This is a genomic window from Aliivibrio kagoshimensis (genome assembly GCF_050337105.1).
GTDB lineage: Bacteria > Pseudomonadota > Gammaproteobacteria > Enterobacterales > Vibrionaceae > Aliivibrio_A > Aliivibrio_A kagoshimensis.
Map to the genome: position 1 here is coordinate 74,299 of NZ_JAKJSQ010000007.1, position 17,370 is coordinate 91,668.

Consider the following 17,370-nt stretch of genomic DNA (forward strand, 5'->3'; position numbering starts at 1 on the left):
GTCTCGTTATCGAGACTTATTGGATGGGCTAGAAGCGGTGGAGTTGCCTTTAAGTAAGGTTTTTCAGGATAATTTGAGTTTTAGGCTTGATTCCGAATACTATGGTAAAGAATTTATCAAAACATTTGAGCTAATGCATAAAATAGATTCCTATAGACTTGATGACATTACAACTCGTATTAGCGTAGGTTTTGTTGGTGCGATGGTTGATGAATATAGAGAAGAAGGTATTCAGCTACTTCAAACAAAGAACATTGATCAGATCTTTATTGATAGTAGTGCGCAGACCTTTATTAACTATTCATTCCATTCATCCTTAAAAAAATCTCAAGTTAATACAGGTGATATTCTTATCGCAAGAAGTGGGTCATTTGGGAAAGCGTCTATTTATTTAGGTCATGAGACGATAAATTCGTCAGATATAATAATTATTAAAGTTGATGAAAAAACAGGATATAACCCTTTTTATGTGACAGCTTTTCTAAATACATTACACGGTAAAGCTCAAATGTTTCGCTTTGCAAGTGGTGGGCTTCAGGGGCACGTAAATCTTACAATTCTTGAAAATCTAAAAGTGCCCAACTTATCAACAGTTTTTCAAACTGATATTGAAGAGTTGATAGTTAGTGCTTGTCAACAGTTAGAACAATCAAAAGCCCTCTACAAAGAAGCAGAACAGATTATTCTCTCTGCACTTGGGCTTATCGACTACACCCCAACCGAAGGGAATATTTCTGTTAAATCTATCAGCGAAAGTTTCGGTGAAAGTGGTCGCTTAGATAGTGAGTTTTATCAGCCAAAGTTTGATGAGATTGAGAAAAAGCTTTCAGTATTTACAAATATCAAGTTAAGAGATTTGGTTAATTATCCTGTTTCCAGTGGCACAACTCCCAAAGCTGGTGGAGATGCTTATACTGATAAGAGTAATGGTATTCCATTTATTCGAGCGGTTAATATCAGTGATGCAAAAGTAAACTTTGAAAATCCAAATTATATCAAACCAGAAGTTCATAATGGCAAACTTAAAAAGACGCAGATGAAACAGAATGATGTTCTTTTTTCAATTGCAGGAACTGTTGGACGATGTGGGATATCAGAGTATGAAGGTGATGCAAACATAAACCAAGCCTGTGCAATTCTTCGTTTTGATGAAAAATTAGTTAACCGTCTTTATTTGATAATGTACTTCAACTCATTTGTTGGTAAACAGTATATTGATCGCTATTCACGCCAAGGATTACAAACCAATCTCAATCTTGATGAAGTTGGCTCATTGTCAATTCCAGTAATTGATAAAGATTTGCAAGAAGAGGTTGCAAGTCTTATTACTGCATCATTTGAATTAAAGAATGAATCCAAACACCGTCTTGACCTAGCAAAAAACTCGGTCGAGTTGGCAATTGAAAAAGGTGAAGAAACAGCAATGGCATTGATAAAACGGAGCATTAACTAATGGCAAAAATAACGATAGATGAAATGGAATCTGTAATTAACAAAGCGCGTAAAAATGTAAATTATGACACCAAAGAATTTACGCTTGAGTTACTTCATTCAAAATTTAATCGTTATATAGAAGAGAATAAAGAAACAGAAATATTTATTCCTTTTTATCAGAGAAAATTTGTTTGGGATGAAAAAAGACAATCAAAATTTATTGAATCAATGCTGTTAGGCTTGCCTATTCCTCCTATGTATTTTGCAGAAGTGGAAGWCGGGATTCTTGAGGTTATTGATGGTTCTCAACGAATTAGAACTATCAATAATTTCTTAAGTGGGAAATTAAAGCTCAAAGGGCTATTAAGCTTGTCAGAGCTTAATCAATTAACCTTTAATGATTTCAGTAGTTCAAGAAAAAGAAAAGTGAATAATATATCGATGCGTGCCATTGTGGTTTTTGATATAGAAAAAGATCAAATGGGTATACGCCATGAAATATTTGAACGTTTAAATACAGGTGGTGAAATTCTCAAAAAAATGGAAATAAAAAAAGGTGCAAAAGAAGGTGCTTTTATTAGTTTCATTTATAAAGACTGTGCTGAATATTCTACTTTTAAAGAGATTTGTGAATTTACCAAACGTGATGAATTACGTGCATACAAAGAAGAGTTTTTAGTTAAGTTTTTTGCTTTCTCTGAAAGTATGGAGTTTGAAAACAATATAAATGCCTATCTTGATACCTATATTGAAACTAAAAATAGCGACTTTGAAGAAGAAGAATATTATGACAATCATGTAGTTTGGTTTAAAGATGTTATTCAATTTATAAAGAAACATGAGTTGATTCGAGATATTTCGGTAAACCGTAAAAATAGACTTTTAGCCATTTTGATAGGCTCTGCAATGGCTATAGAAGAAAATAAAGATCTACGTACTTATAAAAATATTGATATTAACATTTACTCTCAAGACTTTATCCATAATGCTACAAGCAGCTCATTTTCTGCTTTAAAAGAAAATGTACTATTGGTTTCTCAAATGCTTGTTGAGGCTAATGATGGCGAGTGATAGCGATCTTTTTCTGTTTTTTGAAGAACGGAAAAATGAGGTTGAAGAGTATTTTTTATTTTTGGATAAACTAAACATTGATAATGAATCGAGCTTTGTACTTACATTGAATGGTTCAGGAGATTTTCAGCTTTCAGATTCACAGATAAAAATATTTAAAGGCAACTGTTTTATGATGCTCTATAACTTGATTGAGGGTGTTGTAAGTAAAAGCCTACAATATATTTTTGATACAATTAATGACAAAGGCATTGAATATAGATTGTTAATTACGGAACTTATTCGTGTTTGGTTAAAGTATCCAGATAGACATAAAAGTACTGATGAGTTGTTTAATTTAGACTTAGAAAAGTTTTCAAAGGAAAATCAAGGATATTTTTATTCTGGTAACATTGATGCAAAACTAATTAGGGAAACACTCACAAAAAAAATCGGTTTTGACTTTGATAAGCAAGAGGCAAAATTACGAGATATTAAAGAGTATAGAAATGCTATTGCACATGGTGAAAAATCTTTTTCAGAGATAGCTCAAGATAAAACACTTAGCAAATTAACGGAATATAAACACTCAACGTTTGAGTATTTACAAGAGTTTATTTCTTGTGTAGAAGAATACATTTCTGATGAAAAGTATTTAACTTAAGGCCGTTGAGATTAAATAAATTGCTAGAGTCGGGTATAAGTTGGGGTATTTAATTTGATTTGTATTTAATGTTCTTTTAATTCAACGTGTTACTTTAGGCTGGGCGGCATGATGTAAGCCGAGCCATTGAGTTATAGGTATTTAAAATCAATGATTTAAAAATACCTGTAGACACCAATGTAGACAGTAAGGGATGCCTAGTTGAAGACAACGGCATCCCTTTTTTGTGCCTGTTACTATCACTTTTATTTTCATATATCCCTTTCATTACTCTTCATCTTTAAGTTTGCGTTATGCGCATATCATGCTCATAATATAATCAAGAGACGATTGGAGTATTAACGATGAATATCACTTTAGGAAAAGAGTTCGAGAGAAGAATCGCTGAAAAAGTAGCTGATGGATTATATACCTCAGCAAGTGAAGTTATTCGTGATGGACTAAGGCTATTATTCGAAAAAGATGTTGACACAAGTATGCAGCTTGAAGTGTTAAGAGAAGAGGTTGCTAAAGGGTTTGAGCAGTTAGCAGCTGGCGAATCATCTGATCATAGTGTGATGGATATATTTGAACAAGTCTCTCTCTCTGTAGATAGAAAGTCGACAAGCAAAGATACTAGTGTCGAACTATAGGCTATCTCCTCTAGCCGAAGAGGATCTATTCAAAATAATCTCATCAACTATTGAGTCTTGGGGGAGTGCACAGGCTATGGTATATGCTCAAACCCTCGATGCTGCATTATTGAAACTCGCTCAATACCCTGACTTTGGTAGAGAGAGAAATGATGTTTATAGAGGGGCTAAAAGCTTTCCGGTAGAAAAGCACATCGTGTTCTATCAAGTCAGCGAGAAAGGAATTGATGTAGCACGCATTCTTCATCAGCGTATGGACCCCTCAAAACATTTCTAACTATGCTTTGTCCGTTAATCTTCTATAAATGTAGATAACACGTTATGACATTTTCCTTTAAATTTTTTGTATTTTTGTATTTGAGCTTTCTGATCGGAGAAAAAGTGAGTATGCGAACGTTTTGCCATTAGAGTATTTAGGGTATCTACCTGTTCATCGGTCACTTCAACTCTGCCTGTTCCAAATGTAGCAGACTCCGCAATCACTAAAGCAAATTTGGGTGATAAAGGGTAATAGATGTCAGCTCCAACTGCAGAAATGAATAAGTCCTCGTTTTGAGATGGATGAATATTGATAACGGGCTGGTCACCAGTTATGAAAGTAGAAGCGGTATTGTTAACTAAAAAGGCCACATTACGTTCATGTAAAGTACTGTATAAATCAAAACTAACATTCATTCCAAGCAAGTAGCTAACAAACCACCAACAGTCATCGATAAGTTTATTGTCAAAGTTAATGTTTTTCATATTTGTCAGTAAAATCATTGAGTCTTTGAGGTTTTTGGTTCTCATGTATTGCTGAGCGATGAATATGCAGGTTATCAGTAGATTTCTGTTATCTCTTGATTCTAGAACATCAAATTTCCCTTCAACTAAAGCATCTAATATTGGTCTGAAATCATTTTCAACTCTGGTGTGCATATCTTCCATGGTGTTTGTAGCAAAGTGCTCGAATTCCTTTTCAACCTTTTCTGGTTTATTTTCACCTAATACCTTGCATAACTCTTGCATTTCGATAAATGGCTCTAGCCTATCTAAGTGAATTTGGTGCAACTCAGGAATGCTCTGTTTCGACAAATCCATGATGAAGTCAAGCTGGTCAAGTGTTAACGATTTTGCTTTATAAAAATGGCATTGTGAATTTTTAGAAGCAAAGGGGACAGAAGAAACCTTGCCATGTTCTGAAGAGAAAAATACGTTTTTACTATCGTAACACCACTTGCTCAGGTAGTGTTTCCAGATATAGTGATTATTACGCTTGAGCTCAGAGGTTTTTATAGTCATTTCTACTCCAACCGCAAATCCAGTGGGGTTTTGCTGCTGCGGCCGCCAACTTCACGGGCTAGGGTGGGGACGAGGTAGCCGGAGACATTGGCGATTAGCTCAGCCATTAATTCTCTAGCCTCATCATCAGAGACATAGAAGTGTGCTGCGCCTTGCACCTTATCAAGCACATGCAGGTAGTAGGGTAGAATGCCTGAATTAAAGAGAGCTTCACTAAGATCAATCAAAGCGTTGGCGTTATCATTTACTCCTTTGAGTAGTACGCTTTGGTTTAATAACGTGACGTTGGCTTGTTTGAGCTGTTGCATCGCCTCGCTGAACTCAGCATTGATCTCATTGGCGTGATTGACATGAGTGACCATCACAAACTGCAAAGGTGAGACTGCAATACGCTCACACAATTCAGTGGTAATTCGGTTAGGGATCACCACAGGTAAACGACTGTGGATGCGAATGCGTTTAATGTGAGGGATCTGTTCAATCTCGGTAAACAACCAATCCAGCTCACGATCTTTTGCCATCAAAGGATCACCACCAGAGAGAATGATCTCAGTGATCTCGGAGTGATTAGCAATGTATTCTAATGCTTTGGACCACGTCGCTTTATTGCCGTTATTATCTTGGTAAGGGAAGTGGCGTCGAAAACAGTAGCGACAGTTGATGGCGCAGCCCCCTTTTAGAATCAACAATACTCGGTTTTTATATTTGTGCAGTAGCCCAGGAATCTCGTTGCCTTGCTCTTCTAATGGATCAGTCGAGTAGCCATCAGCAACAGTGAACTCTTGCTCAAGTGGCAGTACTTGGCGCAGTAAAGGATCATTCGGGTTGCCGATTTCCATTCTCTGCACAAAACTCTCAGGGACACGTAGTGCAAATAACGTTCGAGCAGCGAAGCCTTTTTGGTAAGGAGTAGAATCTATCTGCAGTTGTTCGAGTAACCGATTAGGGTCTGAGATCGCATTCGATAGCTCTTTGAGCCAGTTTTTCTCAACAGCAAGGTCTTTTCGGGTTATCATGTGCAACATTAATTCTAACTCTAAGATTGTAAGAGGAAATCATGGCGACAGTAAGTACCAATGAATTCAAAGGCGGTTTGAAATTTATGTTGGATAATGAACCATGTTCAATTATCGACAATGAATATGTTAAGCCAGGTAAAGGTCAGGCTTTTAACCGCGTAAAACTTCGCAAGTTACTTTCTGGTAAAACGCTAGAGAAGACGTTTAAATCCGGTGAAAGTTTCGAACTTGCCGATGTTATCGATATCGATTTAGATTACCTATACAGCGACGGCGAATTTTACCACTTTATGAACAGTGTTACATTCGAACAAATCGCAGCAGATGCAAAATCTGTGGGTGACACAGCGAAGTGGTTAGTTGAAAACGACACTTGCATGATCACATTGTGGAATGATAATCCAATCGTAGTCACACCACCAAACTTTGTTGAGTTGGAAGTGACTGAAACGGATCCTGGCTTAAAAGGTGATACACAAGGCACAGGTGGTAAGCCTGCAACACTCACAACAGGCGCTGTTGTACGTGTTCCTTTGTTTATCTGTATCGGTGAAGTGATTAAGGTTGATACACGCTCTGGCGAATATGTAGGGCGTGTAAAGTAATCATCTCGTTATCTTGATGATTATGCAGACCGTAGTAGAAATTACTGCGGTTTTTTTATGCCAGATAAATAAAAGCACCACACGATATTAACGTGTGGTGCTTTAGTTTAGGACCGTACTATTTGCTTAAAACAGCATGAAGACAAAAATCACTGAGATTGCTGAAATTAGGCCAGCAACACTGTAGCAGGCGATCTTACCGATCACACCTGTGTGGAATTTAAGATCGTGCATACCGTGATGCAGACGGTGCATGGCGTGCCACATAGGCAGTGCAAGTGTCCCTACGATAAACAGAGCACCAATGACGCTAGTTGCAAAATCGACAACCCGATCATAGCTCATTGCATCCGCATCAATAATGCCCATCGGCACTAAGATCCCTAATACCAATACCGTGATTGGGGTGATCATTGCAAACCAAGAGCCGCCAGCGCCAAATAGGCCCCACCAGATAGGTTCATCGGAACGTTTAGGATTATGATTTACCACGTTAGTCTCCTTAAACCACAATTAAAACAATCAGTGAAATGGCGGCAACCGCTGCCCACTGAGCTAAAACAACCACTTTCTTATCTAATGCCTTGCCCTTAATACGAACCGGCATTACCTGAGGCATCATGCTAAAGAAAGTATGTGCGTGGAATAGGCTACCAAGCAGTGCCACGATGTTAATGGCGACGACGACTGGGTTTGCCATAAACTCTAACCATGTGGCCCAAGATTCCGGACCTTTTACTAAGCTACCCAGACCAATTGTCAGGAACAGAGTAAAAAAGATCAGGGGTAAAACCGTTGCTTCACGAACCATATAGAAGCGGTAGAAAGGATCATCTTTCCACCAAGTACGGGTCATTTCGCGAACGTAAGGTTTACGGTTACTCATCTTTATGCCTCCTGAGGTTTAATCATTGCAATGAGGAAGTCTTGTGAAGATGCAATCTTACCTTGGTTAACGGCAGCTGCAGGATCAACACTTTTTGGACAGACTTCTGAACAGTAACCAACGAAAGTACAACCCCAAGCGCCATTGTCACCATTGATCAGTTTCATTCGTTCTGCTTTGCCGCTATCACGACTATCAAGGTTGTAACGGTGTGCCATGGTCAATGCGGCTGGACCAATAAACTCAGGGTTTAGACCAAACTGAGGACAGGCTGCGTAACAAAGACCACAGTTAATGCAGGCTGCAAATTGCTGGTATTTAGCCATCTGCTCAGGTGTTTGATTGTTAGGACCTTGGTCTGGAGTACGATCATTGCCAATGATGTATGGCTTGATCGCTTCAAGACGTTCAATAAATGGCGTCATATCAACAATCAGATCTTTCTCGATAGCAAAGTTCGCTAATGGCTCTATTTTTAGGCCATCGGCGTAATCACGTAAGAAAGTCTTACAAGCCAGTTTTGGTACATTGTTGACCATGATTCCACATGAGCCACAAATCGCCATACGACATGACCAACGGTAGGTTAGGTCTTTGTCTAAGTGGTCTTTTATGTAACCAAGAGCATCAAGCACTGACATGGTTTCATCAAAAGGAACTTCGAACGTTTGTAAGTATGGCTTTTCGTCTTTTTCTGGGTCGTAACGCAGAATATCAACTTTTTGAATACGGTTAACTGACATTATGGCTGCTCCTGTGCTTGTTTTTCGGCGGCAGCTTCTTCAGCAGCGGCTTGTTCGGCAGCTTCACCATATAGACGAGCTTTCGGTGCCGATTTAGTAATAGTGACATCACTGTATTTGATCGTTGGTGCGGCATCTTTGTTGTAGTAAGCCAGAGAGTGCTTCAAGTAGTTTTCATCATCACGTAGCGTACAACCTTCATCTAAACGCTGATGTGCCCCGCGAGATTCTCTGCGTAACATGGCTGAGTGTGCCATCGCTTCAGCAACTTCTAAGCCATATCCCACTTCAATGGCATAAAGAAGGTCAGTATTGAACACTTTGCCTTTATCTTTCACACTGATCTTTTTATAACGCGCTTTGAGTTCAGTTATCTTATCGATGGTTGCCTGCATGGAGATCTCTTCACGGTAGATACCGCAGCCGGCTTCCATAGAGTGACCCATCTCAGTGCGGATTTCCGCCCAGTTCTCATCACCTTCTTGATTCATTAATTCGTCAATGCGAGCTTTGACCTCTTCAATTTGGCGCTCAATGGACGCTTCATTCCAACCGCCAAATTCTGCCACACGTTTTGCCGCATTTTCACCAGCAAGACGGCCAAAAACAACCAGCTCTGCCAGAGAGTTTGAACCCAAACGGTTTGCACCGTGCAGGCCGACAGATGAGCACTCTCCCACTGCGAATAAGCCTTTAATTGAGGTCTCATTCTCTTTATTGGTTTCGATGCCACCCATGGTGTAGTGTGCCGTTGGACGAATTGGGATTGGCTCTACGGCGGGATCAACATTGACGTAGGCTTTAGCGAGTTCACAAATGAACGGCAGACGTTCATTGATATAATCGGCACCTAAATGACGAAGATCGAGGTAAACCACATCACCGAGAGCATGTTTAATGGTGTTCCCTTTTTGTTGTTCATGCCAAAAGGCTTGAGACACTTTATCGCGAGGGCCAAGTTCCATGTATTTGTTCTTCGGCTCGCCAACTGGGGTTTCTGGGCCCATGCCATAATCTTGCAGATAGCGATAGCCATCTTTATTGATCATAATACCGCCCTCTCCACGACAACCTTCTGTCATCAAGATCCCGGTACCAGGTAGACCTGTTGGGTGGTATTGAACAAACTCCATATCGCGAAGAGGAATACCGTGGCGATACGCCATTGCCATTCCATCGCCAGTCACAATACCACCATTAGTATTACAGTGATAAACACGACCTGCCCCACCCGTTGCGAGTACAACCGATTTTGCTTTAATACAGATAAGTTCGCCTTCGGCCATATGTATGGCGATTAGGCCTTGAACTTCACCATTTTCAACCAGAAGGTCGACAACAAAATACTCATCAAATCGGTTGATTTGTGGGTACTTCATTGAGGTTTGAAATAGGGTATGCAGCATGTGAAAGCCGGTTTTATCCGCAGCAAACCAAGTTCGCTCTACTTTCATGCCACCAAAACGACGCACATTCACGTCACCGTTCTCTTTACGGCTCCATGGACAACCCCACTGTTCGAGCTGGGTCATCTCACGATGTGCATTTTCAACGAAGTATTGAACAACATCCTGTTCACATAGCCAATCACCACCGCCAACCGTGTCGTTGAAGTGATTGTCCAGTGTATCTTCTTCCTTGGTGACGGCAGCAGAACCACCCTCCGCTGCAACCGTGTGAGATCGCATTGGATAAACTTTAGAGATAAGAGCAATTTCTAGCTCAGGATTTGCTTCAGCAGCTGCTATTGCAGTGCGAAGTCCAGCGCCGCCAGCGCCAATTACTGCGATATCTGTGGTAATTGTTTTCACAGGTATCCTCCGGATAAAAGATAATTTAAAGAAAGAACAAATCAAAGCCAGCATAAAAGAGCTGTGCTTCACCTTGAAATCCTAACTACATATTTTAGAAGAGACGCTAGAGAAATAAATTGATTCTGTTACCCATTTCTCGCTTTCATACCTCTAATTAGGCATAAACTTCCAAGTAGTGTGACGATGATCACCTTGAAACTTTCAGGAAAAATATTAGGAAATTTATCACGTTTAGTTAATGTTAATCGATTGTAGTATAGAAGTTGTTTGCGAGCTAGTAACACACTGTTTTAAAAATGATTAATAGATTGAAATAAGAGTGATATTCATTACCTCTCTTTGCTTGTCGTTGTAAATCTGAGATACAATAAGCAAAAATAGTGGAGAGAAAACGATGAATAAAGCGATGTGGACGCCTAGTGCATCAATCGAGCAGTTGAAACGTCGAGCTGAAGTGTTAGCAACGCTTCGTCAGTTTTTTTTAAAGCGTAATGTGCTTGAGGTTGATACCCCTGCAATGAGTCACGCTACGGTCACCGATGTTCATCTTCATACCTTCAATACTCAATTTGTTGGGCCGGGTTACGCAGAGGGAAAAACCCTCTATCTGATGACCAGTCCTGAATTTCATATGAAGCGTCTACTAGCTGCGGGCAGCGGGGCTATTTACCAGATATGTAAATCATTTAGAAATGAAGAAGCAGGGCGTTATCATAACCCTGAATTCACCATGTTGGAGTGGTATCGTCCCGGTTTTGACCACCATGACTTAATGGATGAAATGGAGGAGTTATTAACCCTTATTTTATCCACTTCTGCGGCAACTCGAATGAGTTATCAGCAAGCATTTTTAACCGTATTGGGGGTCTGCCCTTTAGAGGCGACAATGAGTGAACTGAAAAAGGTGGCAGCGACGCTTGGTTTATCCGATATTGCTGATAATGAAAAAGATAAGGATACGCTGTTGCAACTGCTCTTCAGTATGGGAGTGGAGGGGAAGATTGGCCAAGATGCCCCTGCTTTTGTTTATGACTTTCCTGCGTCTCAAGCCGCTTTAGCCAAGATCAACCAACAGGACTCAAGAGTTGCTGACCGTTTTGAGGTCTATTTTAAAGGGATCGAGCTTGCCAACGGCTTTCATGAGTTAGATAACGCCAAAGAGCAACTCGCCAGATTTGAAGAGGATAATCAAAAACGTCTTGAAATGGGGTTACCTGCACAACCTATCGACCATAATTTAATCGCCGCCATTGCAGCGGGTTTCCCTGATTGTGCTGGTGTTGCATTAGGGGTTGATCGTTTGATTATGCTCGCGCTGGATCAGGATCATATCGATAGGGTGACCACGTTTCCGTTTGACCGTGCTTAAAGGCTCAACTGACAATCAGGGCGGTACCGATTACGGCTAACAGCGCCCCTATCCAAGAGGCGCGACTTGGCCTTTTTTTGGTATATAACCAGAGTAATGGCAAAATCATTATAGGTGTGGTTGATGAAAGTAGAGCAACCATGCCGACATTTCCCTCTCTTAACGCGTATAAAATCAACGTCATCCCCACTGCCATAGCAAGAAAGCCGTTCATAGCAACCGCGCCTAAAATGGGTAGGTTCAGTGGTTTGTGAGGCAGAGTGATTGGCATGTTAGTCGCTCTTAACACGCAGTGAGCAGCAAAAGCGGTACACATACGAATGGCAGAGGCGGCAATGGGGTCAATATTGGTTTGCATTACCGGTTTGGCAATAATTCCACCCAGAGCCTGACAAAGTGCAGCGGTTAACCCCAACGCGATGGCGACCCAAAGGTTTCCCTTAACAGCCTCCCAATCATGCTCCCCTCTTTTTTTATTAAAGAAGATAGCAATTACGATGCCTGAAAAGACCAACAGAGCGCCGAGCAGCTCGAGCAGTTGCATGGTTTCGTTAAATAACCAGTAACCAAGAACGGCAGAAAAGAGAGCGTGACAAGAGAACAGCAAACCTGCTTGCCTTGGACCGATTCGGTTGAAACAGGCAAATAGGGCTGTATCACCAATAAAAATACCAATTAAACCGGAGAGTGCCATTGGCCAAAAGAAAGCACTTTCGACACTCTGCCAGCCACCAGTAAACCAAGCCATGCTTGATAGCATGACCGCGACACAACCCATTCTCCAACGACTGTAGGCAAAGGGACCAAGGTGTCGAGCTGGAGTCACAGAAACCAAACTGGAAAAGGCCCATAAAAAAGCCGCGGCCAATGCAAGCCATTCAAAACTCATTAGGTTAAAAATAGCATGGCAATATACACCGTAATTAAGCCGACTATACCGATAATCACACCGGTTTTAGCCATGTCTTTACTCTCAATCAACCCCGTCGAGTAAGCGAGCGAGTTAGGCGGGGTTGATACGGGTAAGATCATACCGAGAGAAGCGGAGAACGCGACCACAACTAATACACCTTGAATGCCACCAACAGAAGCGAGACTTTCCATTGATGCTGCAATTGCTGCAGCGATAGGCATTAATAAGTTTGCAGTTGCGGTATTAGACATGAAGTTCGCCATTAACCAACAGATGATAGATAGCGTAAGCACTACTGCTACGGGTGATAAGCTAGCATAATCGATAGAGTGTGCCATGGCTGAGGCTAACCCAGTTTTATCTAAACCTATCCCGATAGCGATACCACCGGCAACTAGCCATAGCACATCCCAGTTAATCTTTTTTATCTCCTCTTTACCCATAATGCCAGTCAAGGTGAATACTGCTAAAGGAATGATAGAGACAACGTAGGTGTTCATGCCATGCAGCTTAGTCGTGATCCACAACAAAATGGTAGAAGCAAAGGTGATGTAAACCACGATAGCACGCCAGTTTTTTTGAAAACTGCCTTCCAGCTTTAAGACCATTTTATCTTCTGAAGAGGGGAATAATTTTTGTAATAACCACCAAGCGAACGACAGCTGAATAATGACAAAAGGGATACCCATCATCATCCAGGTTAAGAAATCAATGCTGTTCTCCCCAGTTAAGTATTGCAATGCAATTGCGTTAGGTGGGGTTCCGATTGGGGTGGCGATACCACCAGTATTTGCCGCGATAGGAATACAGAGCACCAGTGCTTTAATTCCAAGATCTCCTTTAGGTGCTGAAGCAACAATAGGCCCCAAAAGCGCTAACATCATAACCGTTGTGGCGGTATTGGACATAAACATTGAGAATACGGCAGTGATGAGCATTAAGCCCAGCATAATAAATTTGGGTTGGGTGCCAAAGGGCTTGAGAAGCACACGAGCTAAATTGTTATCCAGTTCATATTTTGAGGCTGCGATAGCTAAGGCAAACCCACCCATGAAGAGAATAATAATAGGGGAAGAGAAGGCGCCCAAAATGTCGGTATAATTCATTAAGGTACCAAATGAGTGGCCATCTGGAACCGTTCTAAAGAGGTGTAGCCCTTTATTGGAGATCATCACCAGTTCGAGGGTAATGATTAAAATTGAGGTGGCGAAGACTGGAACGGGTTCTAATACCCACAACAGAGCAGCTAAAGCAAAAATCGCTAATAATCGCTGCTGAATGACCGTTAACTCGGGAATAGGAATCCAATCAATAGGCATCATTAAGATAATCAAAGGAATAAGAGAAGAGATAAGAAGTTTACTAAGGAGTGCTGGACTTATTTTTGTCATATCTGATTCAATTCCCTCGACTTAATTATACTTGTAGCATAAAGAAATAGACTTAAAATACCAAGATCAACATAGAATTTTACATAAAAAAAAGGAGCGAAACCGCTCCTTTTAGAAAAAACGGAGTGGACCTTGCCTAAACGGCTTGTTCGTGGCTTATTTTTTGTGCGTAAGGTGTTCCGAGACGAGTGGTTTCACCCAGTGCCATACTGTGATCAAATGAGATTGAATCAGCAGCAAAGAGGTTAATAACGGTTGAACCAAGCTTGAATCGTCCCATCTCCTCTCCCTTTTCCAAAGCAATCGCATTAATCCCTTCTGCAGGGTACTCCCAACGCTGAATATCCGGACCTGTAGGTGGAGTGACTGTTCCAGCCCAAACGGTTTCAATGCTGCCTACAATCGTGGCACCGACTAAAATGTGTGCCATTGGACCAAATGCAGTATCAAAAATACAGACCACACGTTCATTACGGGCAAATAGATTTGGCACATTTTCTGCCGTTAGCGGGTTCACTGAAAAAAGATCACCAGGTACATAGATCATTTGGCGTAATACCCCATCACATGGCATGTGCACACGATGATAGTCACTTGGAGATAAGTAAAGTGTAGCAAACTCACCACCAGTAAACTCTTGCGTTAATTCAGCATCGCCGCCTAGCAGTTCTTGAGCAGAGTAGTCGTGGCCTTTAGCTTGTATCAGACGCCCATTTTCAATAGGACCAAACTGACTAACACAAGCATCGGCCGGGTGAACAAGGGTGTTGCTTTCTTGAACGATAGGACGCATGCCTTCTGCAAGTTCACGAACAAAGAAGCTGTTAAAAGAGCGGTAAGAAGCAGGATCTGGATTAAGGGCTTCTTGCATGTCTACTTTGTATTGTTTGATAAACCAGCGAATCACTGCGGTGGTTAATGTGCCAGCTTCAGCAGAGGCCAACTTTCCCATCAAACGAGTTAATGCGTGTTTGGGAGTACAGTATTGTAAACTTATTTTAATATTATCTAGCACAGGTTCGCCTAAATGTATGACCAGTTGTTTTGATAAATGTTATCGAAAATGATGAAGAAAGTCAGGTGTAAGATTAAAGATCTGCTTTCTTATTCCGAGAGAACTGTCTGTTTGCTTTATTTTCAGACATGCTTTCAACGATTTTATGGTAGCTATTAAACCTCTCTAAAGAGATCTGATTATTGGCAATCGCTTCGCGGAAAATGCAACCGGGATCATTACCATGCTTACAGTCTCTGAAGCGGCAACCGCCAATAAAGGGACGAAATTCAACAAACGCACCGGTGACTTGCTCTTTATCTAAGTGCCACAGACCAAACTCTCGAACACCAGGAGAGTCAATTAAGTCGCCACCATCCATAAAGTGGTACAAGCGAGCAGCTGTGGTAGTGTGCTGCCCTAACCCCGAGTTCTCTGAAACCGCACCCTCTTCTATATCAAGTTCAGGTAACAGTGCGTTGACCAAGCTTGATTTTCCAACACCAGACTGACCAACAAAGATATTTATTTTATCTTTGAGTGCATGCTTTAACTCTGGAAGACCAGCGCCGCTTTCTCGGCTAACCAATAGTACTTTATAGCCAATTTTTTCATACAGACTGAGAGTCTCTTTTACTGCAATAATTTCTTGCTCATCAAGCAGGTCAATTTTATTGAGCACGATAAAAGGTTTGATCTCCAATGTTTCTGAGGCAATCAAGTAACGGTCAATAATGTTGAGAGAGAGCTCAGGCAGAATGGAGGAGACGATAACGATTTGGTTGACGTTAGCTGCTACCGGTTTTATACCATCATAATAATCTGGGCGAGTAAGGACTGATTCTCTCGGTTGTACGGCTTCAACGACACCTGAAATACCAGCAAGAACCTCTGTACCTGGTCGCCAAATAACTCTATCACCAGAGACGAGAGTCTCAATGGCACGGCGCAAATTACAGCGATGAATGGTGCCAGTCTCAAGATCTTCTATATCAGCATGCTGCCCAAAGCGAGTAATCACTAAGCCCTCTTTAGCTGCCTCAAGTAGAGATTCATCCCACTGTAGCGACTTATCCGGTTTATCTAACCGCTTTCTTTGATTAGTTCGGACTTGGCGTACTTGGCCTTTGGTTAGTTTTTTCTTCTTCGTCACGTAAAATAATTCGCTTTAAGTTGGCTTTCAGTGTCAGGTGAGTATCATACATGGTTTAGTCATTAAATAGGCAATATCTATATGTCATTCAGCGATCAAAATTTAATTTGGATTGATTTAGAGATGACAGGTTTGGATCCTGAAACTCATAAAATCATCGAAATTGCGACTATTGTTACGGATGCTCAGCTTAACATATTAGCGGAAGGGCCAGTCTTAGCGATTCATCAACCAGCGTCTGAATTAGAGAAAATGGATGACTGGTGTACGACTACGCATACAAACAGTGGCCTTGTTGAGCGTATAAAGGCCAGCACAATTACTGAAGATGAAGCAGCCAAGCAGACTATTGCATTTTTAGAGAAGTGGATACCTAAGGGCGTTTCCCCAATTTGTGGAAATAGTGTGGGACAAGATCGCCGCTTCTTATATAAAGGAATGCCTTCATTAGAGGAGTACTTCCATTACCGTTACCTTGATGTAAGTACAATTAAAGAGCTGACGCGCAGGTGGCAGCCAGAAATTTTAGATGGGGTGGTGAAAAAAGGGAGTCACTTAGCATTGGATGATATTCGTGATTCGATTGCTGAACTTCAGTATTATCGTCAAAAAGTATTCTCAATTTGATTGATTTTTATGCGAATGAATTGGTTTTTTGAAAAAATGCGATTTTTTTGAAAAATCTGCTTGCATCGTTTGATTATGCTCGTATAATTCGCAGCCCGTAGAGGAGAAGAGTTCTCCATACTGGAAATGCGATACTAGCTCAGTTGGTAGAGCGCAACCTTGCCAAGGTTGAGGTCACGAGTTCGAGCCTCGTGTATCGCTCCAATTTAAATCTTAACGTTGCATTAGTAACGGTAAGTGAGAGAAACACAGGTATGTTTAGCAGAGCGCAACCTTACCAAGGTTGAGGTCACGCTTAAACCTCGAAGATCGGGAGCCTCGTGTATCGCTCCAAATTCTAGTTTTGTGTGCAGTGAGCATGTAAAGCGGATAGTTGTCATCGAACTTATGCGGTGGAAGTCATCACTAACTTTATTATAGTGAATCGGACGCGGGGTGGAGCAGTTTGGTAGCTCGTCGGGCTCATAACCCGAAGGCCGTCGGTTCAAATCCGGCCCCCGCAACCAATCTCTTTTTAAAAGAGAATGCGATACTAGCTCAGTTGGTAGAGCGCAACCTTGCCAAGGTTGAGGTCACGAGTTCGAGCCTCGTGTATCGCTCCAAATTCTAGCTTTGTGTGCAGTGAGCATGTAAAGCGGATAGTTGTCATCGAACTTATGCGGTGGAAGTCATCACTAACTTTATTATAGTGAATCGGACGCGGGGTGGAGCAGTTTGGTAGCTCGTCGGGCTCATAACCCGAAGGCCGTCGGTTCAAATCCGGCCCCCGCAACCAATCTCTTTTTAAAAGAGAAT

18 protein-coding genes and 4 tRNA genes are annotated in these 17,370 nt (G+C 41.3%); 12 read left to right on the forward strand and 10 right to left on the reverse strand.

Annotated features, from left to right (window positions below; translation table 11 throughout):
• The first annotated feature begins 19 nt into the window (after window positions 1-19).
• The 5 genes from L4C32_RS04390 (at window position 20) to L4C32_RS04410 (ending at window position 4,057) form a co-directional block, all read left to right on the forward strand.
• Complete coding sequence (locus tag L4C32_RS04390) at window positions 20-1,453, forward strand: restriction endonuclease subunit S (RefSeq protein WP_428195643.1); 1,434 nt, start codon at window positions 20-22, stop codon at window positions 1,451-1,453.
• Window positions 1,453-2,505 (forward strand): DUF262 domain-containing protein, encoded by a 1,053-nt coding sequence (locus L4C32_RS04395; protein WP_428195644.1) that lies wholly within the window; start codon window positions 1,453-1,455, stop codon window positions 2,503-2,505. The genes L4C32_RS04390 and L4C32_RS04395 overlap by 1 nt, the downstream gene beginning before the upstream one ends.
• Window positions 2,492-3,148, forward strand: coding sequence for an MAE_28990/MAE_18760 family HEPN-like nuclease (locus tag L4C32_RS04400; RefSeq protein WP_428195645.1), 657 nt, complete (start codon window positions 2,492-2,494; stop codon window positions 3,146-3,148). Before L4C32_RS04395 ends, L4C32_RS04400 begins: the two co-directional genes overlap by 14 nt.
• A 344-nt stretch (window positions 3,149-3,492) precedes the next feature.
• On the forward strand, window positions 3,493-3,780 hold the full coding sequence (locus L4C32_RS04405) for a type II toxin-antitoxin system ParD family antitoxin (protein ID WP_428195646.1): 288 nt from the start codon (window positions 3,493-3,495) through the stop codon (window positions 3,778-3,780).
• Entirely contained in the window at window positions 3,767-4,057 is a 291-nt protein-coding gene (locus tag L4C32_RS04410) for a type II toxin-antitoxin system RelE/ParE family toxin (protein WP_428195647.1), read from the forward strand. The genes L4C32_RS04405 and L4C32_RS04410 overlap by 14 nt, the downstream gene beginning before the upstream one ends.
• 14 nt (window positions 4,058-4,071) lie before the next feature.
• Here the strand turns inward: L4C32_RS04410 and L4C32_RS04415 are convergent, their stop codons facing one another.
• Window positions 4,072-5,061: a DUF4238 domain-containing protein gene (locus L4C32_RS04415; RefSeq protein ID WP_428195648.1), complete on the reverse strand. Its 990-nt coding sequence runs from the start codon at window positions 5,059-5,061 to the stop codon at window positions 4,072-4,074.
• Between the two features lie 2 nt (window positions 5,062-5,063).
• Window positions 5,064-6,086, reverse strand: a complete 1,023-nt coding sequence (epmB, locus tag L4C32_RS04420) for an EF-P beta-lysylation protein EpmB (RefSeq protein WP_428195649.1) — start codon at window positions 6,084-6,086, stop codon at window positions 5,064-5,066.
• 32 nt (window positions 6,087-6,118) lie between these two features.
• On the opposite strand from epmB, the gene efp reads away from it, so the two are divergent.
• Window positions 6,119-6,685 carry an elongation factor P gene (gene efp / locus L4C32_RS04425; RefSeq protein ID WP_428195650.1) on the forward strand — a complete coding sequence of 189 codons (567 nt, stop codon included), beginning with the start codon at window positions 6,119-6,121 and terminating at the stop codon, window positions 6,683-6,685.
• A gap of 126 nt (window positions 6,686-6,811) precedes the next feature.
• Here the strand turns inward: efp and frdD are convergent, their stop codons facing one another.
• From frdD to frdA, 4 genes are read right to left on the reverse strand one after another with little or no spacing between them, the layout of a single operon-like run.
• Window positions 6,812-7,177 carry a fumarate reductase subunit FrdD gene (frdD, locus tag L4C32_RS04430; RefSeq protein WP_428195651.1) on the reverse strand — a complete coding sequence of 122 codons (366 nt, stop codon included), beginning with the start codon at window positions 7,175-7,177 and terminating at the stop codon, window positions 6,812-6,814.
• Between the two features lie 10 nt (window positions 7,178-7,187).
• Entirely contained in the window at window positions 7,188-7,571 is a 384-nt protein-coding gene (frdC, locus tag L4C32_RS04435) for a fumarate reductase subunit FrdC (protein ID WP_428195652.1), read from the reverse strand.
• A 2-nt stretch (window positions 7,572-7,573) separates the two neighbouring features.
• Window positions 7,574-8,314: a succinate dehydrogenase/fumarate reductase iron-sulfur subunit gene (locus tag L4C32_RS04440; RefSeq protein ID WP_428195653.1), complete on the reverse strand. Its 741-nt coding sequence runs from the start codon at window positions 8,312-8,314 to the stop codon at window positions 7,574-7,576.
• Entirely contained in the window at window positions 8,314-10,125 is a 1,812-nt protein-coding gene (gene frdA, locus L4C32_RS04445; protein ID WP_428195654.1) for a fumarate reductase (quinol) flavoprotein subunit, read from the reverse strand. The genes L4C32_RS04440 and frdA overlap by 1 nt, the downstream gene beginning before the upstream one ends.
• Window positions 10,126-10,522: 397 nt before the next feature.
• On the opposite strand from frdA, the gene epmA reads away from it, so the two are divergent.
• Entirely contained in the window at window positions 10,523-11,497 is a 975-nt protein-coding gene (epmA, locus tag L4C32_RS04450) for an elongation factor P--(R)-beta-lysine ligase (RefSeq protein WP_428195655.1), read from the forward strand.
• A gap of 4 nt (window positions 11,498-11,501) precedes the next feature.
• On the opposite strand, the gene L4C32_RS04455 is transcribed toward epmA, so the two are convergent.
• From L4C32_RS04455 to rsgA, 4 genes are all read right to left on the reverse strand, one after another.
• Window positions 11,502-12,386, reverse strand: coding sequence for a DMT family transporter (locus tag L4C32_RS04455; RefSeq protein WP_428195656.1), 885 nt, complete (start codon window positions 12,384-12,386; stop codon window positions 11,502-11,504).
• Window positions 12,386-13,801 carry an SLC13 family permease gene (locus L4C32_RS04460; protein ID WP_428195657.1) on the reverse strand — a complete coding sequence of 472 codons (1,416 nt, stop codon included), beginning with the start codon at window positions 13,799-13,801 and terminating at the stop codon, window positions 12,386-12,388. Before L4C32_RS04460 ends, L4C32_RS04455 begins: the two co-directional genes overlap by 1 nt.
• A 136-nt stretch (window positions 13,802-13,937) precedes the next feature.
• A complete protein-coding gene (asd, locus tag L4C32_RS04465; protein WP_489672084.1) occupies window positions 13,938-14,816 on the reverse strand; it encodes an archaetidylserine decarboxylase in 879 nt (292 codons plus the stop codon).
• A gap of 73 nt (window positions 14,817-14,889) precedes the next feature.
• Window positions 14,890-15,948, reverse strand: a complete 1,059-nt coding sequence (gene rsgA, locus L4C32_RS04470; RefSeq protein ID WP_428195658.1) for a small ribosomal subunit biogenesis GTPase RsgA — start codon at window positions 15,946-15,948, stop codon at window positions 14,890-14,892.
• Between the two features lie 81 nt (window positions 15,949-16,029).
• Here rsgA and orn point away from each other — a divergent pair, with 81 nt between their 5' ends.
• The 5 genes from orn to L4C32_RS04495 all read left to right on the forward strand — a co-directional run bounded on the left by orn (window position 16,030) and on the right by L4C32_RS04495 (window position 17,350).
• Entirely contained in the window at window positions 16,030-16,575 is a 546-nt protein-coding gene (gene orn, locus L4C32_RS04475) for an oligoribonuclease (RefSeq protein ID WP_428195659.1), read from the forward strand.
• Between the two features lie 128 nt (window positions 16,576-16,703).
• Window positions 16,704-16,779 (forward strand) — tRNA-Gly (locus tag L4C32_RS04480).
• Window positions 16,780-17,004: 225 nt separating this feature from the next.
• Window positions 17,005-17,081 (forward strand) — tRNA-Met (locus L4C32_RS04485).
• 20 nt (window positions 17,082-17,101) lie between these two features.
• Window positions 17,102-17,177, forward strand: a tRNA-Gly gene (locus L4C32_RS04490).
• 96 nt (window positions 17,178-17,273) lie between these two features.
• Window positions 17,274-17,350: transfer RNA gene (locus L4C32_RS04495), tRNA-Met, on the forward strand.
• Window positions 17,351-17,370: the final 20 nt, after the last annotated feature.

Excerpts from the sequence above, each read along its gene's own strand:
- L4C32_RS04400 (WP_428195645.1), top strand. The coding sequence starts at position 2,492 with ATGATGGCGAGTGATAGCGATCTTTTTCTGTTTTTTGAAGAACGGAAA.
- L4C32_RS04460 (WP_428195657.1), bottom strand. The coding sequence starts at position 13,801 with ATGACAAAAATAAGTCCAGCACTCCTTAGTAAACTTCTTATCTCTTCT.
- L4C32_RS04415 (WP_428195648.1), bottom strand. The coding sequence starts at position 5,061 with ATGACTATAAAAACCTCTGAGCTCAAGCGTAATAATCACTATATCTGG.
- L4C32_RS04440 (WP_428195653.1), bottom strand. The coding sequence starts at position 8,314 with ATGTCAGTTAACCGTATTCAAAAAGTTGATATTCTGCGTTACGACCCA.
- L4C32_RS04405 (WP_428195646.1), top strand. The coding sequence starts at position 3,493 with ATGAATATCACTTTAGGAAAAGAGTTCGAGAGAAGAATCGCTGAAAAA.
- L4C32_RS04455 (WP_428195656.1), bottom strand. The coding sequence starts at position 12,386 with ATGAGTTTTGAATGGCTTGCATTGGCCGCGGCTTTTTTATGGGCCTTT.
- epmB (WP_428195649.1), bottom strand. The coding sequence starts at position 6,086 with ATGTTGCACATGATAACCCGAAAAGACCTTGCTGTTGAGAAAAACTGG.
- efp (WP_428195650.1), top strand. The coding sequence starts at position 6,119 with ATGGCGACAGTAAGTACCAATGAATTCAAAGGCGGTTTGAAATTTATG.
- frdC (WP_428195652.1), bottom strand. The coding sequence starts at position 7,571 with ATGAGTAACCGTAAACCTTACGTTCGCGAAATGACCCGTACTTGGTGG.
- orn (WP_428195659.1), top strand. The coding sequence starts at position 16,030 with ATGTCATTCAGCGATCAAAATTTAATTTGGATTGATTTAGAGATGACA.
- epmA (WP_428195655.1), top strand. The coding sequence starts at position 10,523 with ATGAATAAAGCGATGTGGACGCCTAGTGCATCAATCGAGCAGTTGAAA.